This window comes from Acinetobacter junii, assembly GCF_018336855.1.
Lineage (GTDB): Bacteria > Pseudomonadota > Gammaproteobacteria > Pseudomonadales > Moraxellaceae > Acinetobacter > Acinetobacter junii.
This window is the reverse complement of the sequence record NZ_CP059558.1, coordinates 2,317,169-2,337,032: the sequence shown is the minus strand read 5'-3', so window position 1 is coordinate 2,337,032 and position 19,864 is coordinate 2,317,169. Positions and strand designations below refer to the sequence as shown.

General features: G+C 38.9%; 16 protein-coding genes. 11 read left to right on the top strand and 5 right to left on the bottom strand.

Translation table 11 applies throughout. From position 1 onward, the window contains the following. Window positions 1-59: 59 nt before the first annotated feature. Entirely contained in the window at window positions 60-2,897 is a 2,838-nt protein-coding gene (gene rapA / locus H2677_RS10915) for an RNA polymerase-associated protein RapA (RefSeq protein ID WP_042891128.1), read from the top strand. A gap of 61 nt (window positions 2,898-2,958) precedes the next feature. Here the strand turns inward: rapA and dps are convergent, their stop codons facing one another. Continuing rightward, on the bottom strand, window positions 2,959-3,450 hold the full coding sequence (dps, locus tag H2677_RS10910) for a DNA starvation/stationary phase protection protein Dps (RefSeq protein ID WP_004912565.1): 492 nt from the start codon (window positions 3,448-3,450) through the stop codon (window positions 2,959-2,961). Between the two features lie 261 nt (window positions 3,451-3,711). Here dps and H2677_RS10905 point away from each other — a divergent pair, with 261 nt between their 5' ends. Continuing rightward, window positions 3,712-4,845 carry a TIGR00341 family protein gene (locus H2677_RS10905; protein WP_212638538.1) on the top strand — a complete coding sequence of 378 codons (1,134 nt, stop codon included), beginning with the start codon at window positions 3,712-3,714 and terminating at the stop codon, window positions 4,843-4,845. A 10-nt stretch (window positions 4,846-4,855) separates the two neighbouring features. Here the strand turns inward: H2677_RS10905 and fabR are convergent, their stop codons facing one another. Further along, window positions 4,856-5,551 carry an HTH-type transcriptional repressor FabR gene (fabR, locus tag H2677_RS10900; protein ID WP_004912559.1) on the bottom strand — a complete coding sequence of 232 codons (696 nt, stop codon included), beginning with the start codon at window positions 5,549-5,551 and terminating at the stop codon, window positions 4,856-4,858. A gap of 138 nt (window positions 5,552-5,689) precedes the next feature. On the opposite strand from fabR, the gene H2677_RS10895 reads away from it, so the two are divergent. Both H2677_RS10895 and H2677_RS10890 read left to right on the top strand, forming a co-directional pair. Continuing rightward, window positions 5,690-6,757: a ferredoxin reductase gene (locus tag H2677_RS10895; protein WP_125272599.1), complete on the top strand. Its 1,068-nt coding sequence runs from the start codon at window positions 5,690-5,692 to the stop codon at window positions 6,755-6,757. Window positions 6,758-6,771: 14 nt separating this feature from the next. Next, window positions 6,772-7,866: a fatty acid desaturase family protein gene (locus tag H2677_RS10890; protein ID WP_212638537.1), complete on the top strand. Its 1,095-nt coding sequence runs from the start codon at window positions 6,772-6,774 to the stop codon at window positions 7,864-7,866. A gap of 48 nt (window positions 7,867-7,914) precedes the next feature. Here H2677_RS10890 and H2677_RS10885 read toward each other — a convergent pair whose 3' ends face one another. After that, window positions 7,915-8,379, bottom strand: a complete 465-nt coding sequence (locus H2677_RS10885) for a hotdog fold domain-containing protein (protein ID WP_004912553.1) — start codon at window positions 8,377-8,379, stop codon at window positions 7,915-7,917. Window positions 8,380-8,495: 116 nt separating this feature from the next. Here H2677_RS10885 and H2677_RS10880 point away from each other — a divergent pair, with 116 nt between their 5' ends. Continuing rightward, window positions 8,496-9,128, top strand: coding sequence for a TetR/AcrR family transcriptional regulator (locus H2677_RS10880; RefSeq protein WP_151723098.1), 633 nt, complete (start codon window positions 8,496-8,498; stop codon window positions 9,126-9,128). Between the two features lie 47 nt (window positions 9,129-9,175). Here the strand turns inward: H2677_RS10880 and H2677_RS10875 are convergent, their stop codons facing one another. Continuing rightward, entirely contained in the window at window positions 9,176-9,877 is a 702-nt protein-coding gene (locus H2677_RS10875) for an SIMPL domain-containing protein (protein ID WP_004956273.1), read from the bottom strand. 466 nt (window positions 9,878-10,343) lie between these two features. Here H2677_RS10875 and H2677_RS10870 point away from each other — a divergent pair, with 466 nt between their 5' ends. After that, window positions 10,344-11,714: a diaminobutyrate--2-oxoglutarate transaminase gene (locus tag H2677_RS10870; RefSeq protein WP_212638536.1), complete on the top strand. Its 1,371-nt coding sequence runs from the start codon at window positions 10,344-10,346 to the stop codon at window positions 11,712-11,714. Between the two features lie 3 nt (window positions 11,715-11,717). After that, window positions 11,718-13,250 (top strand): pyridoxal phosphate-dependent decarboxylase family protein, encoded by a 1,533-nt coding sequence (locus H2677_RS10865; protein ID WP_212638535.1) that lies wholly within the window; start codon window positions 11,718-11,720, stop codon window positions 13,248-13,250. Between the two features lie 81 nt (window positions 13,251-13,331). Here the strand turns inward: H2677_RS10865 and H2677_RS10860 are convergent, their stop codons facing one another. Further along, window positions 13,332-14,384: an aromatic ring-hydroxylating oxygenase subunit alpha gene (locus H2677_RS10860; protein ID WP_212638534.1), complete on the bottom strand. Its 1,053-nt coding sequence runs from the start codon at window positions 14,382-14,384 to the stop codon at window positions 13,332-13,334. A gap of 567 nt (window positions 14,385-14,951) precedes the next feature. Between H2677_RS10860 and H2677_RS10855 the strand changes: the two genes are divergently transcribed. From H2677_RS10855 to pstB, 4 genes are all read left to right on the top strand, one after another. Then, a complete protein-coding gene (locus H2677_RS10855; protein ID WP_004912535.1) occupies window positions 14,952-15,983 on the top strand; it encodes a substrate-binding domain-containing protein in 1,032 nt (343 codons plus the stop codon). A 101-nt stretch (window positions 15,984-16,084) separates the two neighbouring features. Then, window positions 16,085-17,464 (top strand): phosphate ABC transporter permease subunit PstC, encoded by a 1,380-nt coding sequence (gene pstC, locus H2677_RS10850; RefSeq protein ID WP_004912533.1) that lies wholly within the window; start codon window positions 16,085-16,087, stop codon window positions 17,462-17,464. Next, window positions 17,461-18,855 carry a phosphate ABC transporter permease PstA gene (pstA, locus tag H2677_RS10845; RefSeq protein WP_212638533.1) on the top strand — a complete coding sequence of 465 codons (1,395 nt, stop codon included), beginning with the start codon at window positions 17,461-17,463 and terminating at the stop codon, window positions 18,853-18,855. The genes pstC and pstA overlap by 4 nt, the downstream gene beginning before the upstream one ends. Before the next feature lie 14 nt (window positions 18,856-18,869). Then, window positions 18,870-19,784, top strand: a complete 915-nt coding sequence (gene pstB / locus H2677_RS10840; protein WP_004956284.1) for a phosphate ABC transporter ATP-binding protein PstB — start codon at window positions 18,870-18,872, stop codon at window positions 19,782-19,784. Window positions 19,785-19,864 lie beyond the last annotated feature (80 nt).

Here is a 19,864-nt window from a genome sequence, read left to right as displayed (position 1 = left end):
AATGCATTAATTCTTCGTTGAATTAGGCACTACAATATGTAGGCTAACTTGAGATAAAGGTGGAAAAATTGCAGCAGTTTGCTATTGGTCAACGTTGGTTATCAGATACAGAAACTGAACTAGGTTTAGGCGTTCTTATTGATGTGGATGAACGTTCTATCAGCATTTTATTCCCCAAAAGTGATGAAACACGTGTGTATGCACGTAACAATGCACCTTTATCTCGTATCATTTTCAATGTAAACGATGAAGTGCAAGATCAAGAAGGCACAAAATGGATTGTTGAAGCAATCGAAGATCGTCATGGAGTGCTTCGATACGACGTTGTTCGTACTTTAGAAAATGGCGAGCAAGAACGTAAGTCGTTGAATGAAACACGTATTGGTGCGCAAATTCAGCTTTCAAAACCTTTAGAGCGTTTGCTTGCTAGTCAAATTGATTACAAAGAATGGTATGACCTTCGGATCGAAGCGATGCTATTACAAGCGCAAATGCATACTAGTCCTTTACGTGGTTTCCTTGGCGCTCGTGTTGGATTGATTCCACATCAACTTTATATCGCTCACGAAGTCGGTAAGCGTTTTGCCCCACGTGTTTTGTTAGCAGATGAAGTGGGGCTAGGTAAAACCATTGAAGCTGGTTTAATCATCCATCAACAACTAAAAACGGGTCGCTCAGAACGTATTCTGATTTTGGTTCCTGATTCATTACAGTATCAATGGATGATTGAAATGCGTCGTCGTTTCAATTTGCAATTTTCACTTTTCGACTTAACACGTACTGCTTCGATCAAAGAACACGATCCTGATCTCAATCCATTTTTAACTGAGCAGTGTATTATTGCTAGTGTTGATTTGATGGTTGACCATGAAGATTTGCGTGAGCAAGCCGTAGAAGCTGGCTTTGACTTACTCGTCGTAGATGAAGCACATCACTTAATGTGGAGTGAAGAAGACGGTGGTAATGATCGTTATGATTTAGTAGAAGAACTCGCTGAACAAACAGCAGGTGTGCTTTTGCTTACTGCTACACCAGAGCAACTAGGTGTAGAAAGTCACTTTGCGCGACTTCGTTTGCTGGATCCACAACGTTTTAGCAGTTTAGATCGCTTCCTCGACGAAGAGGAACAATATCAGCATACTGCGAAAATAGCAGAAGTATTGATGTCTGATGAGGCATTGACTGAAGAGCATTTGGTCGCGCTAGACGGCTTATTGGGTCATCGTATTGATGATCAGCCAGAACAGCGTATGCGAGCGATCCATGAGTTACTAGACCGTCATGGTACAGGTCGTATTTTATTCCGTAACACGCGTGAAGCGATTCAAGGTTTCCCAGGTCGTGACTGTCAACCTGCACCATTGCCTGCACCAGAAGACTGGTCTTTTGACGGCAAAATGCGAGAGCAAATGTGGCCTGAAGAGGGACAGCTCGATGGTTCTTGGATGGAAACCGATCCTCGTGTGCCGTGGTTGATGGAAGTACTGCGTAAAGATCTCAAGCACAAAAAAGTATTGTTGATCGCACGTAGTGGACCTGTCGTTGAAGCTTTAGAAAATGCCCTACGTTTACATGCGGGCATTCGTACAGCAATGTTCCATGAAGGCATGAGCTTATTAGAGCGTGACCAAGCCGCCGCATATTTTGCTGAAGATAGTTATGGTGCTCAAATTTTACTGTGCTCTGAAATTGGTTCAGAAGGGCGTAACTTCCAGTTTGCCAGCGATTTAATTTTATTTGATTTGCCTGCAAACCCTGATGTGCTCGAACAGCGTATTGGTCGACTAGATCGTATTGGTCAAGAAAACCGTATCCAAATTCATGTGCCATATTTGGTAGGCACCGCTCAAGAGCGTATGTTCCGTTGGTACAACGAAGCACTTAATATTTTCAGCAATATCTCTCCAACTGCGCAAACCTTGCAAGAGAACTTTATTGTTGAGTTAAAAGATTGTTTGCTTGCTGATCAAGGTCAGACTTTTGAAGATTTACTTGAAGAAGTGAATGTACAACGCCAAGCTTTGGAAGCTGAATTACAAGCTGGTCGTGACAGATTGCTAGAGTACAATTCATGTCGTCCAGTGGTTGCACAAGGTATTGTACAAGCACTCGAAGATTATGATGACAATACGACTTTGCCGATGTTTGTTAAACGTTTTATGTCATCTACCAATATAGATTTTGATGAGCAAAGCAACGGTACAGTAATCATTAAGCCTACTGATCAAATGCAAGTTCAAGGTTTGACCTTAGACGAAGAAGGTATGACAGCGACTTTCTACCGTGATCAGGCTCAGATTCGTGAAGATGCGCAGTATTTGACACTTGAGCATCCATTTATTGAAAGTGTGATGGAAATGATCCGCACGCAATCATTTGGTAGTACCAATGTCGCGTTGTTGAAATCAAATGCATTGAAACAAGGTTCAGTTCTGTTGGAAGTTTGGTTCAAGGTTGATGTGGTTGCACCCAAAGCCCTGAACTTACCATCAAGCCTTCCAAAGCAGTTGATCCGTGTTTTATTGAGTGAAAATGGTCAAGATTTATCTGCCAAGATTGATCCAAGTATTTTACGTCCATACTTGCACCATTTAGATGGTAATAGCTGCCGTCAGGTGGTGAAAGCGCGCCGTGATGTGATTGAGACACGTTATGCTCAAGCTTTGGATATTGCTAAAACATCGTTACCTGAATTGATGCAGCAAGCGAAAGAGCATTACAGTAGTAAATGGCAATATGAAATTGACCGTTTAACTTATCTGAAGCAATTCAATCCAAGTATTCGCCAAGATGAAATTGAGCGCTTACAGAAATTCCAAAAAGAAGGTTTAGGACTACTTGATGGACTTTCTGTTACCCCAGAAGCGATTCAGGTACTGGTTGTGGTTAAACCATAATTAGCGCTGAAAAAAAAGAGGACTGAATTGTCCTCTTTTTTTCGTCTTGAAAAAACTAAACTTAGTTTTGGTCAATATTGGCTTCTAAGAACCATAAATACTGATCTAAGTCTTCTAAAGCTGCATGAATAATATCTTCAGAAATTGGGTCTTTAATATCTTCAATCGTATCACGTAGATGATTTGCGACTACACCATAACGATCTGCCAATTCTTTCAAGTGGTCTTGTACAGCATGAATCGCGACAGGATACGGTTTAAGATGTGAACTTTCAGCAACTGTTTGGGTTGTACCCAATGCTGTTCCACCAATTTGCACAGCACGCTCAGCGACATTGTCTAGATGGGTAATGATTGAGGTGCGGAACATATCTAACATTTCATGGACTGCAATAAAATTACTACCACGCATATTCCAATGTGCTTGTTTAGTAAGTAGTGATAAATCAATCAGATTCGCAAGAATTTGATTTAGGATTTTGACCGTTGCTTCTTTAATCGAATCATCTAAATTATTACGTGTATATACTTTGAGAGCTGCTGAAGAATTCATAGTTACCTCATTCAATTATTGTATGTGAAATTTGATGAATTAAACGAATGATCTATTTCAAGTTTCAGCTTAACCCGCGCTATGCAGAAGGAGTGTTTTAATTCTTAACCCTTTTGTAAATTATGGTGAGTTTAAATATTTTTTCTATTGTAATTACATGGTGTTAGAGTAAGGTTGAACTAAGCATGATTTAAATAATCAACCAAAAAGTAAATTAGGACTTTGCCTGAAATTTCTGTTTATGAAATGAGTATAAAAACAATGGAAAATGAAAAAGATAAACCTACAATCGTCATTAATGATCATCCTGAACAGGCTCATATAGAACGTTTAAAGGAAAAGCTTAGATATAAACAAGCCTTAAGAGAAAATTCTAGGAAAATTGATCATAAGCATGTACGACTAAATATTCAGGCAGATGCTTTGCCAACCAAAACGTATTTTATTATGAATGCCTTAGCTGCAGTGATTGCTGGTTATGGATTGCTGGCAGACTCAGCCGCAGTTGTAATAGGAGCAATGCTGGTTGCAATGATGTTGGGGCCCATTTCAGGCATTGCACTAGCATTTATTGATAATCGGTGGATTCTATTACAAACCGCTCTGAAAACCCTAGCACTGGGCGTGGTGATGATTTTTAGTATTGGTGTCGTATTGGGTTTGATTAACTTCAATATGCCTTTAACTAGTGAAATTTTATCTCGAACTCAGCCGACAGTAATTGACTTGATGATTGCCTTAGCAGGCGGCGCAGCAGGAGCGTTTGCTTCAATTTCACCAAGATTATCTGTAGCGGTGGTTGGTGTTGCTGTGGCGACTGCATTGGTTCCACCATTAGTGGCAAGTGGCATATTGTTAGCCCATGCGGAATTACGCCATTCAGCAAATGCATTTTTATTGGCTTTAACCAACATGGTTGCTATTCAGATTAGTTCTTCACTCGTGTTGTGGATTGCAGGTTTCAGACGTGGTTCAAATGAACAAGTACAAAGTAATGTTTTGGAATTTATCAAAAGAAATGCAATCAGCTTAATTTTCCTTTTGATACTCGCAATTTATTTATCTGCTAATTTCATACATATGTTGCAAAAACAAATGTATGAAACTAAATCTAAAACTGCGATTGAGCAATTACTAAATCAAAAAAATAATATTATCGACACTATTCAGTTCGAGCAGCAAAAGCAATACACCTTAATCCGAGTTGTCGTGCGAGGGGATACGGTACCTACGCTCAGTCAAATCAAGCAACTGAATCAGATGATGCCAGCAGATGATCGAAGTAATCCGACAGTCGTGCAGGTTCGATTTATTCCTGTAGAAATTATTGAAGAGCAAATTCGCTTTAATACTGAGATTTCACCCGATGAGGCGAAGCGGCTTGTCGTGCAGTGATGAACAAGTATTATCGAATACTTGATTCATCTAAATGACGTGCACCTTCCAAGATCATACGAATCATAATCATGGTTTGTTCAGCAACTTCGGTGCGCTGTTCAGCAGGTATCTCAATAACTTTTGCACCCATATTAAATACGAGTTGTGTAATCGCTTTCGCGGCAATATCAGCATGACTAATTTTGCCATTATTCATTTGTTCTAAGCGGATTAAATCTTCTTGGAGTTCTTGTTGGAAAAAATTGAGTTGGCGATCAACAGCAGCTTTGTACGATGTTGAACCTGTATAGCCTTCACGCAACAACAAACTTAAGTTGCCTTCATCTGCATCCAATTGCTGGATAAAGACTTCAACAGAACTGCGAATAATACTTTGTTGTTTAGAAGCTTGCAGTCGAGCTTCACGAATGATACGGCGCAATACCAAACCAGAGCGGTCTATCAATGCAATCGCAAGTTCATCAATGTCTTTGAAATGACGATAAAAGCTATTTGGTGCAATCCCTGCTTCACGGGCTATCTCACGCAGACTAAGAGAGGCGATACTTTTTTGAGGACCGATCAAATTTAAGGTGGCTTGGAACAATTCCTCACGCGTAATCGTTGCTTTTCTACCAACCGAACGTACTTGAGATTTCATTTGGATGACATCTTGTTCATTTACTGTGTCATTGCCAAGCGGTAAAAAAGAAGAATGAACCATTGTTTTCAAAATATAAGTTAGCTAGTCAGGATTATAGCTGTTGTACAAAGACTTGTGAAATGTAAATTTTTATACGAGTGTATATACAAATATATATACATATGTATAATAATTAAAAAACGATCAGAGTTCCCGATCATGCAAGCACTCCAAAAGAGAACTTCATTATTTAATTCATTGGTTCAAAGCGTAATAGCACATCACGATGCTGATTTTTGGTTGCAAAAAGTTAACCCTTTATGGTCAATCAATCAGTCCCTAGCACGTGTCGTAAAAAAACAAGTTGTAGCAAAAGATACAGTTAGCCTTATTTTAGAATGTAATCGTCATGTAGCACGTGGACTCGCAGGGCAACACCATCCTGTAACGGTTGAAATTGCAGGTCGTCATTACGAACGGACATATAGTCTGATGCAGTTAGATGCTGATCATCTGTGCCTAACAGTCAAAAAAGTTGATCAAGGTTTGGTCAGTTCATGGTTGGTCGAAAAAAGCCAAGTTGGAGATATCCTTCGTTTGGGACAACCATATGGTGATATGCAACAGAGTATTCAGACACCAAAGTTACTTTTACTCGCTGCGGGCAGTGGTATTACACCGATGTTAAGCTTGATCGAAAGTTTGAGTCAGACCAAGCAATTGAACAAAACACCTGTACAACTTATGTACTGGGTCAAAACTCATCAGGACGCTGCATACACAGATTATTTAAAAGAGATCGCAGAAAACTTTCCAAATTTCAGTTATCAGATTTTCTATACCCAAGAACAAGATCAACGCCTAAACCAAAATCATGTCGAAACTTTGGGTGCGTTAAATGAAATTACCGTTTACGCATGTGGTCCCTCAGGATTTGCTTCAACAGCAGAATCTTTATTTGCTGAGGCTGCCGTCGTACAGACTGAGGCTTTTAGCTTAAGTCAATTTAGTGCTGAGCAAACAGATATTGGCTTCATTAATGTCACGTTGACTAAGTCCAATAAAACAGTCGCCATTCCTAAAGGTCAGTCCATTTTATCGAGCTTAGAACAGCAAGGTATCAAGCCAAATCATGGTTGTCGTATGGGAATTTGCAACAAATGTGCCTGTACTAAAGCCCAAGGTGCGACAAAGAACTTGCTGAATGGTGCTGCAAATCAAGAACCGACTCAGTTATTAAAAATTTGTGTGAATTCAGCTCAATCAGATCTTGTGATTGATCTATAAGAGAGATAAAGATTATGAACATGCCTGTTAAAGTTCAATATTTTAAAAATCCAAAAAACCGTGATTTAACTGCTGCTGAGTTAGATGCTTTTGCCCGTGAATTAGACCAAATCAAACAAGAAGTACTGAATGATTTAGGCGAGAAAGACGCGAAGTATATTCGTCGAGTTTATGCTTCTATTCGATATAGTAGTTTCTTAGGTCGTGCATTACTCTTTGCTGGATGGTTTCCACCAGCTTGGATATTAGGTACTGGCTTATTAGGCTATGCCAAAATCATGGAAAATATGGAATTGGGTCATAATGTGATGCATGGACAATATGACTGGATGAATGATCCAAAATTTAACGGTCAAACCTACGAGTGGGATACAGTTGGGACGTCGGATAACTGGCGTCAAACTCATAATTATAAACATCATACTTATACCAATGTTAAGGGAATGGATGATGATGTAGGCTATGGTGTATTTCGTTTATTTCCAGAACAACGTTGGACTAAATTTACTTTAATTCAACCAATTTATATCGTGCCATTTAGCTTATTGTTCCAATGGGGTGTTGCGATTCAAAATCTTGAATTAGGTAAAGTTGTCTACAAGCGTAAGACCATGGACGAGTTTAAGCAGGAATGGAAACCTGTGCAAAAGAAAATCGCGAAGCAACTGTTTAAAGATTATGTGTTTTTTCCATTGATCGCGGGTCCATCGGCGATTCCTGTTTTCACGGGTAATCTTGTTGCCAATGGTCTTCGTAATATCTGGACATTTAGTATTATTTTCTGCGGACATTTTACTAAAGATGCTGAAGTTTTCCCTAAAGCAGTTCTACAAAATGAAAGCCGTGGTCATTGGTATATGCGACAAATTCGCGGTTCTTCGAATTTAACAGGATCTGAGGCTTTTCATATTTTGACGGGTCATTTGAGTCATCAAATTGAGCACCATTTATTTCCTGATATTCCAGCACGCCGTTACCGTGAAATCGCACCAAAAGTTGAAGCGGTTTGTAAAAAATATGGTTTGAATTACAACAACGCAAGCTTTGTAAAGCAATTTGGCGAAGTTGTGGGACGTATCTTCAAATATGCATTACCTTTTAAAAAGTAATCCCTGATTCAAAAAAAGCCCCGATATATTTTTATATCGGGGCTTTTTTTATTTCTTTTTAGAAATCCACATTGTAATTTTTGCGTGGAAAACTTTTTCATTTGCTTTGTCGAAAACATCGACATTGACAAGATATTCACCTGCTTTATCCCAATCATAATTTTGTTCAACAGGTGAGGCAATTGCGATCAAATCAGTTTCTGCTTTTTTCAAATATTCAACAGTCATTCCTTTAGGAATCCAACGATGTGTTGCAGGAACGGTAACTTCTGTCATTGTTCCTCCAGCAAGTTCAGCCATATTACACATCGCGATCGCGTGTACAGTTCCTATATGGTTGAGCACTGAACGTTTTTTCTTAATCGAAATTTTGCACGAATTCGGCTTTAGTTCTTCAAATAGCGGAGAAATACTACTGAAATATGGTGCTTTTAGGCAAAGCATGCGTGTAAATGTCCATTTGCCTGCGGGTAAAGCAGAAGCTTTGTTCCACAATTCTAGAGTTGAAGCCATGTTAAATTACCTTGATGGAAAACAGAATTTAATTCTTTTACGGAATATAATTCTGTTTACAAGTTATGGTCAAGTCATTCACAATAGTTCCGACAATCGGTGAACTCAAATTGAATATGCAAACGGCTCAACAATTATTAGAAAGGTTGTATCCACAACGAAGATCTTTGTTAAAGCGTCAAATATTATTTGATGCGTTATCGTGTTTTTTAGAATTTGGATTAGATGCCACTAGCATTGAGATGATTAGAGAACGTTCAGACAGCAGTGTAGGAGGGATCTATCATCATTTCAAAAATAAAGAGGGTGTGATTGCTGCTTTAGTGTTTGCAGCTTTAGATGATCAATCAAGATTAAGAGATCAATACTTAGAGCAGACGCAATCTTTAAAAGAACTGATCTATAGCTTGATTTATAGTTATGTTGATTGGGTTGCTGATCAGCCAGAGTTCGCTAAATTTTTATTACTTGCACATTACAGTGTGATGAAAGGTGAACACCGTTCGGTTCTAATTGAAAAGAATAAGCTCAGAAATAAAACGCTACGCAACTACATTTCACAGTATTCTGAAGCATCTTTATTGAAATCAGCCCCTGCAGAGTTGATGATGTCTTTAGTTATTGGTGCAACAGAAAACTATTGCCGTGCTTGGTTATTTGAAAAGGTTGATACTAATCCGAAAATTTATCGGGAAATGTTGGCTAAAGCTGCGTGGGATTCTTTACAAAATTTAGCTGAGATAGAGTGAAGAAAAGGCATATTACATGCCTTTTCTTGTATTTATGCCCATTCAAATTATTTGAATTGAATCGAACCATTAGCATTTACGATAATTTTTGACTCACCCGCAGCCATATCTTGAGCAGGAGCAGCTTCTGCCATTGCAAATTTTGCAACTCCACCACGCATCATGGGTTGAGGGAAATAATTGCTCGTATTTAAATTTAAACTGACAAGATTATATTGTGCTTTGTTCCAAGCTTGCGTGATTGATTGAGCACGCTGTTGGAAGTTTTTAGAAGCCTCAATCATTAACTCATTTTCAACTTTCTTTCGTTGCTCATCAGATACGGTAAAGTTAATAGATTGAGTTTGAAAATTTTGTTGCAGTTCACTGATTAACTGACTTGCCGCCTTGAAGTCCTTACTTTCTAACTGGATTTCTGCACGGGCACGCCATTCTTTTAATTTATTGTTGTCATTGTCATAAACAGGGTAAGTGCTTTGAGCACCCGTTTCGACTTTGACTTGAGGATATTTCCGAGAAAGAGCTTGAGCTTGATTCATCAGTTGATTGATTTGATTTGAGAGTTCTGCAGGTTGCTTATGACTCTTTTCGATGTACAGAACTGCCTGCATTTGATCATTGGCAACTTGGCGTGATGCATCAGCTTGGATATTGACGATATTATAGTTTAATTGGTTGGAATCTTGGGCAAATGCGCTTGAACTGAGAGCTGCACCTAACATCATCGAAGCGAGTGCTAAAGTACGCATAAATTTTTCCTTAAAGTGACGATTAACAAATTATTTTTACAACTTTCATATTAAAAAGAACTGATGTTGAACTTCTGCAGATTTTGTGGTGTCTTTGTAATAAATTTGAGATGTTTTGCAATAAGAAAATAAAATAAAAATATTTAAATAATAAATAGTTATGATGGTGATTTTGACCATTTATCTAAAAATTAATATGTAGATAAAAAAAGCATACTTTCTTTCGCTTGTCACATAGTATGATGATAATTCATCATAGTTAATTGAAAGAAACATTTTTTCAATAATATTAGATGAATGTCAGGCATAAAAAGAGTTTATTTTATTTCAAAATTAGGTATCATCTCGCACCTAGTTGAAAGATATAAAACATTTTGTCTGCACTAGATTCTAAAAAGCACCGAGTCAAACGACCGCAAGTCACCAGACTTATTTCTTTTACCCATATCAGAGATGGTAATTCGATATGAGCGTTACTTCCGTAAACCCTGCCGCTAATGCATCCAACGAATATTATTTGACTCGCCAAAGTCAGATGGAATCAAATGTTCGTAGTTATCCACGTAAATTACCGTTAGCGATAGCGAAAGCACAGGGCTGCTGGGTTACAGATGTTGAGGGTACTCAATACCTCGACTGTTTAGCTGGGGCAGGAACATTGGCTTTAGGTCATAATCATCCTGCGGTGATTCAAAGTATTCAAGATACATTGGCAAGTGGCTTGCCTTTGCATACTTTAGACTTAACGACTCCTTTAAAAGATGCTTTTACTGAAGCACTTTTGGCTTACTTGCCAGGCGGTAAAGAAGAATATTGCTTACAGTTCTGTGGACCATCTGGTGCAGATGCTACAGAAGCGGCGATTAAACTTGCTAAAACATATACTGGCCGTAGTTCTGTGATCAGTTTTTCAGGTGGATACCACGGTATGACTCATGGTTCACTGTCTATGACAGGTAACTTGAGTGCTAAAAATGCCGTGAATGGTCTTATGCCTGGCGTTCAGTTTATGCCATATCCACATGAATATCGTTGCCCACTTGGTTTAGGTGGTGAAGCGGGTGTTGATGCTTTGACTTACTTCTTTGAAAATTTCATCGAAGACGTTGAAAGTGGTGTAACGAAACCTGCTGCTGTGATTCTTGAAGCAATTCAAGGTGAAGGCGGTGTCGTAACTGCACCTGTTAAGTGGTTACAAAAAATTCGTGAAGTGACTGAAAAGCACAACATCGTTTTAATTTTGGACGAAGTTCAAGCTGGTTTTGCACGTTCAGGTAAAATGTTTGCCTTTGAACATGCAGGTATCGAGCCTGATGTTGTGGTGATGTCAAAAGCTGTAGGTGGTGGTTTACCATTAGCAGTGCTTGGTATTAAGCGTAAGTTTGACGCTTGGCAGCCAGCAGGTCACACGGGTACTTTCCGTGGCAACCAGTTGGCAATGGGTACAGGTTTAATGGTTCTAAAAACTATTTCTGAACAAAACCTAGCTCAAAACGCGCAAGAGCGTGGTGATTTCTTACAAGCTGAATTCAAAAAGTTAGCTCAAGAATTCCCATGTATCGGTAATGTCCGTGGTCGTGGTTTGATGATCGGCGTTGAAATCGTTGATGAGCGTAAACTAGCTGACCATATGGGTTCACTTCCTGCTGATGCACAATTAGCTGCGGCAATTCAAACCGCTTGTTTCAACAATAAACTTTTACTTGAGAAAGGTGGTCGTAACGGTACTGTAATTCGTTTACTTTGCCCACTTATCATCAATCAAGACGAATGTGTTGAAGTAGTTGCACGCTTCAAAAAAGCGATTGCAGAAGCTTTAAAAGCAGTACGAGGCTAATCCATGGTTGATTTTGCAGAACATCGTAAAGCGTTACTCTGCAATGATGCACAATCCATTGCTGACTATCAGTCAGCAATGGGCGAAGCGGTTAAAGCCGTTTCAGCATGGTTGCAAAATGATAAAATGTACACAGGTGGAAGTATTAAAGATTTGCGTGCAGCAATTTCTTTTAATCCATCAAAAGAAGGTTTTGGTGTACAACAATCATTACAACGTATGGTTGAGCTTTTCCTCAACAAAAGTTTAAAAGTACATCATCCACACTCACTTGCACATTTGCATTGCCCAACGATGGTGATGAGCCAAATTGCGGAAGTGTTAATCAATGCAACGAACCAATCTATGGATTCATGGGATCAAAGCCCAGCGGGTTCATTGATGGAAGTTCAGCTTATTGATTGGTTACGCCAAAAAGTGGGCTATGGCGCAGGTCAAGCAGGTGTATTCACTTCAGGTGGAACACAGTCTAACTTGATGGGTGTATTGCTTGCACGTGACTGGTGTATCTCAAAAAACTGGAAAGATGAAAATGGTAATCCATGGTCTGTTCAGCGTGATGGTATTCCTGCAGAAGCGATGAAAAACGTCAAAGTCATTTGTTCTGAAAATGCACACTTCTCTGTGCAAAAGAACATGGCAATGATGGGGATGGGCTTCCAGTCAGTCGTGACGGTTCCTGTCAATGAAAATGCGCAAATGGATGTCGATGCACTCGAAAAAACCATGGCGCATCTTCAGTCTGAAGGCAAAATCGTTGCTTGTGTTGTTGCTACAGCGGGTACGACAGATGCTGGTGCAATCGATCCACTCAAGAAAATCCGTGAAATTACCAATAAATTTGGTTCTTGGATGCATATTGATGCTGCTTGGGGTGGTGCGCTGATTCTTTCTAATGATCATCGTGCAATGCTTGATGGAATTGAATTGTCAGACTCAATCACACTTGATTTCCATAAGCATTATTTCCAAAGCATTAGTTGTGGCGCTTTCTTGTTGAAAGACGAGGCTAACTATCGCTTTATGCATTATGAAGCTGAGTATTTAAACTCTGCTTATGATGAAGAGCATGGTGTACCTAACCTTGTGTCTAAATCATTGCAAACGACTCGTCGTTTTGATGCATTGAAATTGTGGATGACGGTTGAAGCATTAGGTGAAGAGCTTTATGGTTCAATGATCGACCATGGTGTGAAATTAACACGTGAAGTTGCAGACTATATCAAAGCAACTGCAGGTCTAGAATTGTTGGTTGAACCACAATTTGCTTCTGTTCTGTTCCGTGTTGTTCCAGAAGGTTATCCAACTGAGTTTATCGATAGTTTGAACCAAAACGTTGCAGATGAATTATTTGCACGTGGTGAGGCGAATATTGGTGTGACTAAAGTTGGTCAGGTTCAATCATTGAAAATGACAACTTTAAGTCCAGTTGCAACACTTGAAAACGTTCAAAATCTTCTTGCGCTTGTGCTTGCAGAAGCTGATCGTATTAAAGATGCAATCGTTGCTGGTACTTATGTTCCTGCGATCGATTAATTGCAATTTAATTTGATATGCCAATAAAAAAGAGGTCTTTGAAAGACCTCTTTTTTATTTATAAATTTATATAAAGTAATATTAAGCTGCAAAAATTGGACTGAATCCCATTTTTCGCAATAGTTTTCGATACATGCTTGAACTGCGATCGGCTGGAAAATGAGCTTCCATAGTGAGATCTAATGGAAGATATTCAGGTTTTTGTGTCTCGACAATTAGTCTGTCTTCTTCAAATATCGCTAAGTTAAATTTATAAGCATCTTCAACAGGGAGATCTTTATCATAATTCCGACAGATTGGAGCAAATAAGCGCGTTTGACGAGCAGATACAGGACTCGCTGCATTCATAATTACTTGCTTACTATTGTGGGGAAAATGGATCGTTAGTGTTGCAGTGAAAGGAAGACTGATTTCGAAATGTCTTAGCCATTGAAAACCTTCTTTGCCACGTTGGTCAATCCCAATTGGATAGCGACCAACACTGCTGAGATAGTCTGCATCAAAACCATAATTGGTCTCGGTTGTGATGTAATCAGGAACTTCAACATTGTCGGGATCACCAAAAGTATCAGGATGTACCCAAGCAAAATGAGCCACATCAATGAAGCCTTCTAGCTGACGACCAGCAAAACAATTTAAATCTACAAATGGACAAACCAGTTGTTGGAAATTTGAATCATCCCAATAGGGCATATGTGGAATATTGGGTTTTTCATTTAACGGAGCGGTTAAGCAACACCAGATCAACCCATATTTTTCAGTAGAGGCATATGTTTTTAAATGGAAGCGATCCGATATTTTATGCTGTGGGTGCGCAGGAATTCGATTACATTTTCCATCTTTGCCAAAACGTAAACCATGATAGCGACAAACTACTCCAAGACCATCATTGCGCCCTAGACTTAGAGGAACACCACGGTGAGGACAAGTATCCTTTGCAACAATAACTTGATCGGCTATTTTATAAATTACTAATGGCATATCCAATAGCATTGTAGCAGTTGGCTGTTCTGTAATATCACGTGCTAAGGCAATTGGATACCAGTGTTGGGAAAGCAAGTGCCAGTCATGCTCAGGAAAGGTCATATGGATCGGTAAATCTGGGTTAAATGTCGCAATGGTTTTGGTATTCATGATCTCAGCTTTCTATTCATTTCAAATGAATATAGATCAATACACCGTTCTAAGAAATTTCAATAAACTGAATAGATTGTTGATTTTTTTAGAACACAGTCTTTATTTAAATGTACTATTTTTTGATCATTCGATGAGTTTAAAGAAATCTGAAAACATACTTTTAAATTCAAAAATGTTGGAATTGTTTGGTTTTTAGACCATATTTGAATTAATAAAATTGTCATACTATTTTGCTGTGGAAAAAATGCTTTAAATCTTAGTCACAATATTTTTTCAATTAATGGATGCGTATTTCCTTTAAAAATCGAGCAGAGGATGTAATAATTCAATGAAATATTGCAGCTCTGCTGAAAATATCAATTTTTTAACGATAAAATTATTTATATATGTAATTGATATTTAAAGATATTTAATTAATTTTCACACATCATATCAATTATCATCAAAGCGTCACAAAGTTGTAACCTATTTGTCATATTATCTGATCAAAATGCAGTTAACCAAAGTACAACACTTGAAGTTAAAAGAGTTGTAAATCAAATTGTATAAATGAGAGAAGACAGAATGCGCTTAAATCCACGTTATATCGCACTTGCATTAGCTGTATCTGGGGCAACTGTAGCAGGAACTGCTAACGCAGCTCGTGATACGATTCAAATTGCTGGTTCATCAACTGTATTACCTTATGCAAGTATTGTTGCAGAAGAATTTGGTAATACTTTCCCACAATTCAAAGCACCAGTTGTTGGTTCAGGCGGTTCTTCAGGTGGTTTGAAACAATTCTGTCAAGGTGTTGGCGACAACACAATTGATATCGCGAACTCTTCACGTGCTATCAAAGATACTGAAATCGCTGCATGTAAAAAAGCTGGCGTAAACCAAATCCAAGAAATCAAAATTGGTTATGACGGTATCGTATTTGCATCAAATGTAAAAAAAGCTGCTTATAAATTAAAACCTTATCACGTATTCACAGCATTATCTGCTCAATTACCTTCAAATGGTAAATTAGTTCCAAACCCATATACAACTTGGAACCAAATTGATAAATCTTTACCAAATGAGCCGATTACTTTGGTTATTCCTGCATCTAACCACGGTACTCGTGAAGTATTCCAAGAGAAAATGGTTGAAGCAGGTTGTGAAGCTTATGATTACTTCAAAAACTTAGATAAAGAAGCTCAGAAAAAAGCGTGCTCTACATTCCGTAAAGATGGTCGCGTAATCGAAATCGCTGGTGACTATACAGAAACTCTTGCTCGCTTAAAGACTTCACCAAGCGCTGTAGGTGTATTTGGTCTTGGCTTCTATGACTTGAACCGTGACAAGTTACGTGTTGCAACTGTAAACAACGTTGTTCCTTCTGAGAAGACAATTTTAAGTGGTCAGTACCCAGTTTCTCGCCCATTGTTCTTCTATGTGAAAGGCGAACACTTGAAGTCAATCAAAGGTTTACCACAATACGTAGAATACTTCTTAAACAAGAAAGTATCTGGTAAAGGCTCTAAGTTAGAAAAAGCTGGTTTGATCGCATTGAATGACAAAGAACGTGCAAAAATCCTTGCTGATTTTAAAGCTGGTAAAACAGTTAAATAAGTTTACTTAATAACGGAGGCTGGTGAGACTTAGGTTCATCGGCCTTTTTGTCTAGCTAAGTTTTTTCAAATGATGAAAATTGAGAAAACAGTGGAGATTACATGAATCTGCTACTTATCGGTGTGTTATTAGCCCTTGTGGCAATCGCATATCAAATCGGGCTGAGCAAAAGCCGTAACCTAGCAGGTAAGGGGAATAACTCAGTAGCACTACATTCTCGTCCTGTGTATTACGGGGCTTTGGTTGCCTTGTGGTGTGGTATTCCTGCTTTTTTAATTTTGATAATTTGGAACTTGGTTGAGCCGAGTGTTTTACAACATATTATTTTTAATAATATCCCAGCATCCGTCAGTGCAACTTTAGATGAAGCAGGGCGTGATGTATTAATTGATCGTGTTCAAGCCATTGCTTCAGGTTTTGGTGTCACGGATCAAGCTGCGGCTTATGAAGTTGCTGCTGCACAACAATTAGCAAAATTTCAAACGATTGGGACTTTTGCTAAGTTAGCTGTAGTTATCAGTGTCGCGTTAGCTGGTTTAGTTTGGGCAAAGCGTAAAGTTAGTGAGCAATATCGTGCACGAAATCAGGTTGAAAAAACAATTAACGTTGCCTTGATTCTATGTTCTGGTGTTGCGATTTTAACAACTATTGGTATCGTTCTTTCGATGCTGACAGAAGCATTACATTTCTTTAAATTTGTCAGTCCTACTGATTTCTTCTTCGGTACAGAATGGAACCCAGGTTTCAGCACAACAGGAAATGCTGAAGGCAGTTATGGTATTTTGCCATTACTTTGGGGGACATTAATGGTCAGTGGTATCGCATTACTTGTTGCGGTTCCGATTGGCTTAATGATTGCAATTTACTTGGCAGAATATGCATCTCCAAAGCTGCGTGCTTGGGCAAAACCAATTATTGAAGTATTAGCAGGTATTCCTACTATTGTTTACGGTGTATTTGCACTCATGGTCATCGGACCATTCTTCAAAATGGTAGGTGAAAGTGTCGGTATTAATATCAATGCGACAAGTGCTTTGACTGCTGGCTTTGTTATGGGAATTATGATTATCCCATTCGTATCATCATTATCAGATGACATCATTACTCAAGTTCCACGTTCACTCCGTGATGGTTCTTTAGGTTTGGGTGCAACAAAATCTGAAACGATTAGACAAGTTGTTTTACCTGCCGCACTTCCTGGTATTACAGGCGCATTTTTACTTGCTGTTTCTCGTGCTGTTGGTGAGACCATGATTGTGGTACTCGCAGCAGGGAATAGCCCATTACTGCATGCAAACCCATTAGAAGCTGTTTCAACAGTGACGGTAACGATTGTAAAACAGTTAACTGGCGATACAGATTTCGCAAGCCCACAAGCTTTGGTTGCATTTGCCCTAGGTTTAACGTTGTTTGTGATTACTTTGGGTCTAAACATTATTGCACTGTATATCGTGCGCAAATATCGTGAGCAATACGAATGAGTTCATCAAAGACATCTCCTTTGGATCCAAATGCGTTTGATCCTCAAGTGGCTGCTGAACAACGTGAACAGCGCAAAAAAGTTATCCAAAGCTCGTTGGCAAAACGTCATCGCAAAGAAAAAATGTTCCGTTTGGGAGGTTTTTCTGCAGTCGTGATTGGTTTGGCATTTGTTGCTTTACTATTCGGAAGTATTTTAGCGAGAGGCTTACCAGCTTTCTGGCAGAGTAGTATGACAGTTCCTGTTTATTTTGATCCTACGATCATTAATGCAGGACAGAAACCAAAACCAACTGCGGGTGAGTCGCCAGCTCATTTTGAAGAGCGCTTTGTTGCTTGGCAAACTGAAATGGGTATGGTGGATTGGGATGCATTAATCGTAAATGGTATTGTTGCTAAAGACCCAGCACTTGAGTCGCAACGTGATTATTTGACTGGTATGTATACTAGCTCTGAAGCATACCGTTTACGTGATATGGTTCTTGCAAATCCAGCATTAATTGGCACTAAGCAAGAACTTAAATTCTTGGCAGATGCCAATGTCGATGTATGGTTATCTGGAAATATTGATCGTTCATTGCCTGATGATCAGCAACAACTTGATCCAGAAGTACGTCAACTCGCTGATCAATTAGAAGCAAAAGGGATCATTGAAAGTACGTTTAATACCAACTTATTTGTTAGCCCTGACTCTCGTAGTTCTCCTGCAATCAGTGGTTTGGCAGGAGCATTCATGGGTTCATTGTTCATGATGCTCATCGTGATCGTGATCTCTATTCCAATTGGGGTTGCAAGTGCCATTTACTTGGAAGAGTTTGCGCCGAAAAATATGATGACAGACATCATCGAAGTAAATATTAATAACTTGGCTGCTGTTCCTTCGATTGTGTTTGGTTTGTTAGGTGCTGCTATCTTTATCGGATGGATGCAACTGCCACTTTCAGCTCCGTTAGTGGGTGGTTTGGTTTTAAGTCTAATGACATTACCAACTGTAATCATTACTACACGTGCATCATTGAAGGCAGTACCACCATCTATCCGTCAAGCTGCATTAGGTTTAGGCGCATCGAAAGTACAAACGGTCTTCCATCATGTATTGCCACTCGCGCTTCCTGGCATTATGACGGGTTCGATTATTGGTGTAGCACATGCTTTAGGTGAAACAGCGCCATTACTTTTAATTGGTATGAGTGCCTTTGTAGCGAGTGTTCCGACAACGCCTCTTGATCAAGCAACAGCATTGCCTGTACAAGTATATTTGTGGCAAGGTAATGAACTACGTAACTTCTTTGAAGGACGTACAGCAGCAGCGATTATTGTGCTTCTAGCATTGATGATTGGTTTAAACAGCCTTGCTATTTGGCTACGTAAGAAATTTGAAGTGCGTTGGTAATTGAGGAGAGTACAATGAATACGATTGAAATTATGAACGCATTAGAAAAGGATAAGTCAGTGAATCCACAGCAAACAGAATCGAATTCATCTGAAGCACAAGTTCAGCAATCTAATACTGCTTTTGTTTCTCAGTTTGAAACGGCTTCATCAAACAAAAAGCCTAAAACCAATGAAGTAAAAATCACGACCAAAGATGTTCATGTTTACTATGGTGAAACTGAAGCGATTAAAGGTATTGATCTTGATATCTATCAAAATGAAGTGATTGCTTTTATTGGTCCATCAGGATGTGGTAAATCGACTTTCTTGCGTACTTTGAATCGCATGAATGATACGATTGATACTTGTCGCGTAACAGGTAAAGTTACTCTAGATAATCAAGATATTTATGATCCAAATCTTGATGTGGTTCTACTACGTGCGCAAGTTGGTATGGTATTCCAAAAACCGAATCCATTTCCTAAATCAATTTTCGATAACGTAGCTTATGGTCCTAAGCTACATGGCTTAGCTCGTGATAAATACGATTTGGAAGAAATCGTTGAAAACAGTTTACGTAAAGCTGGTCTGTGGGAAGAAGTTAAAGATCGTTTGAGTCAGCCAGGAACAGGTTTGTCAGGTGGTCAGCAACAACGTTTATGTATTGCACGTACAATCGCAGTAAGCCCTGAAGTTATTTTAATGGATGAGCCGTGTTCAGCACTTGATCCAATTGCAACAGCGAAGATTGAAGAATTAATTTCTGAACTTTCTGAACAATATACGATTGCCATTGTAACGCACTCAATGCAACAAGCAGCTCGTGTATCTGATCGTACTGCTTACTTCCATTTAGGTGATTTGATTGAAGTGAACTCAACTGAGAAAGTATTTACTCAGCCAGATCATCAATTAACTGAAGCATATATTACAGGTCGTTTCGGTTGATATTTTTACAGTGAAAAGAAGAGCCTTCGGGCTCTTTTTTTGTATAGGCAGATGAAAAAGAATCTATTTTTCAAAATCAC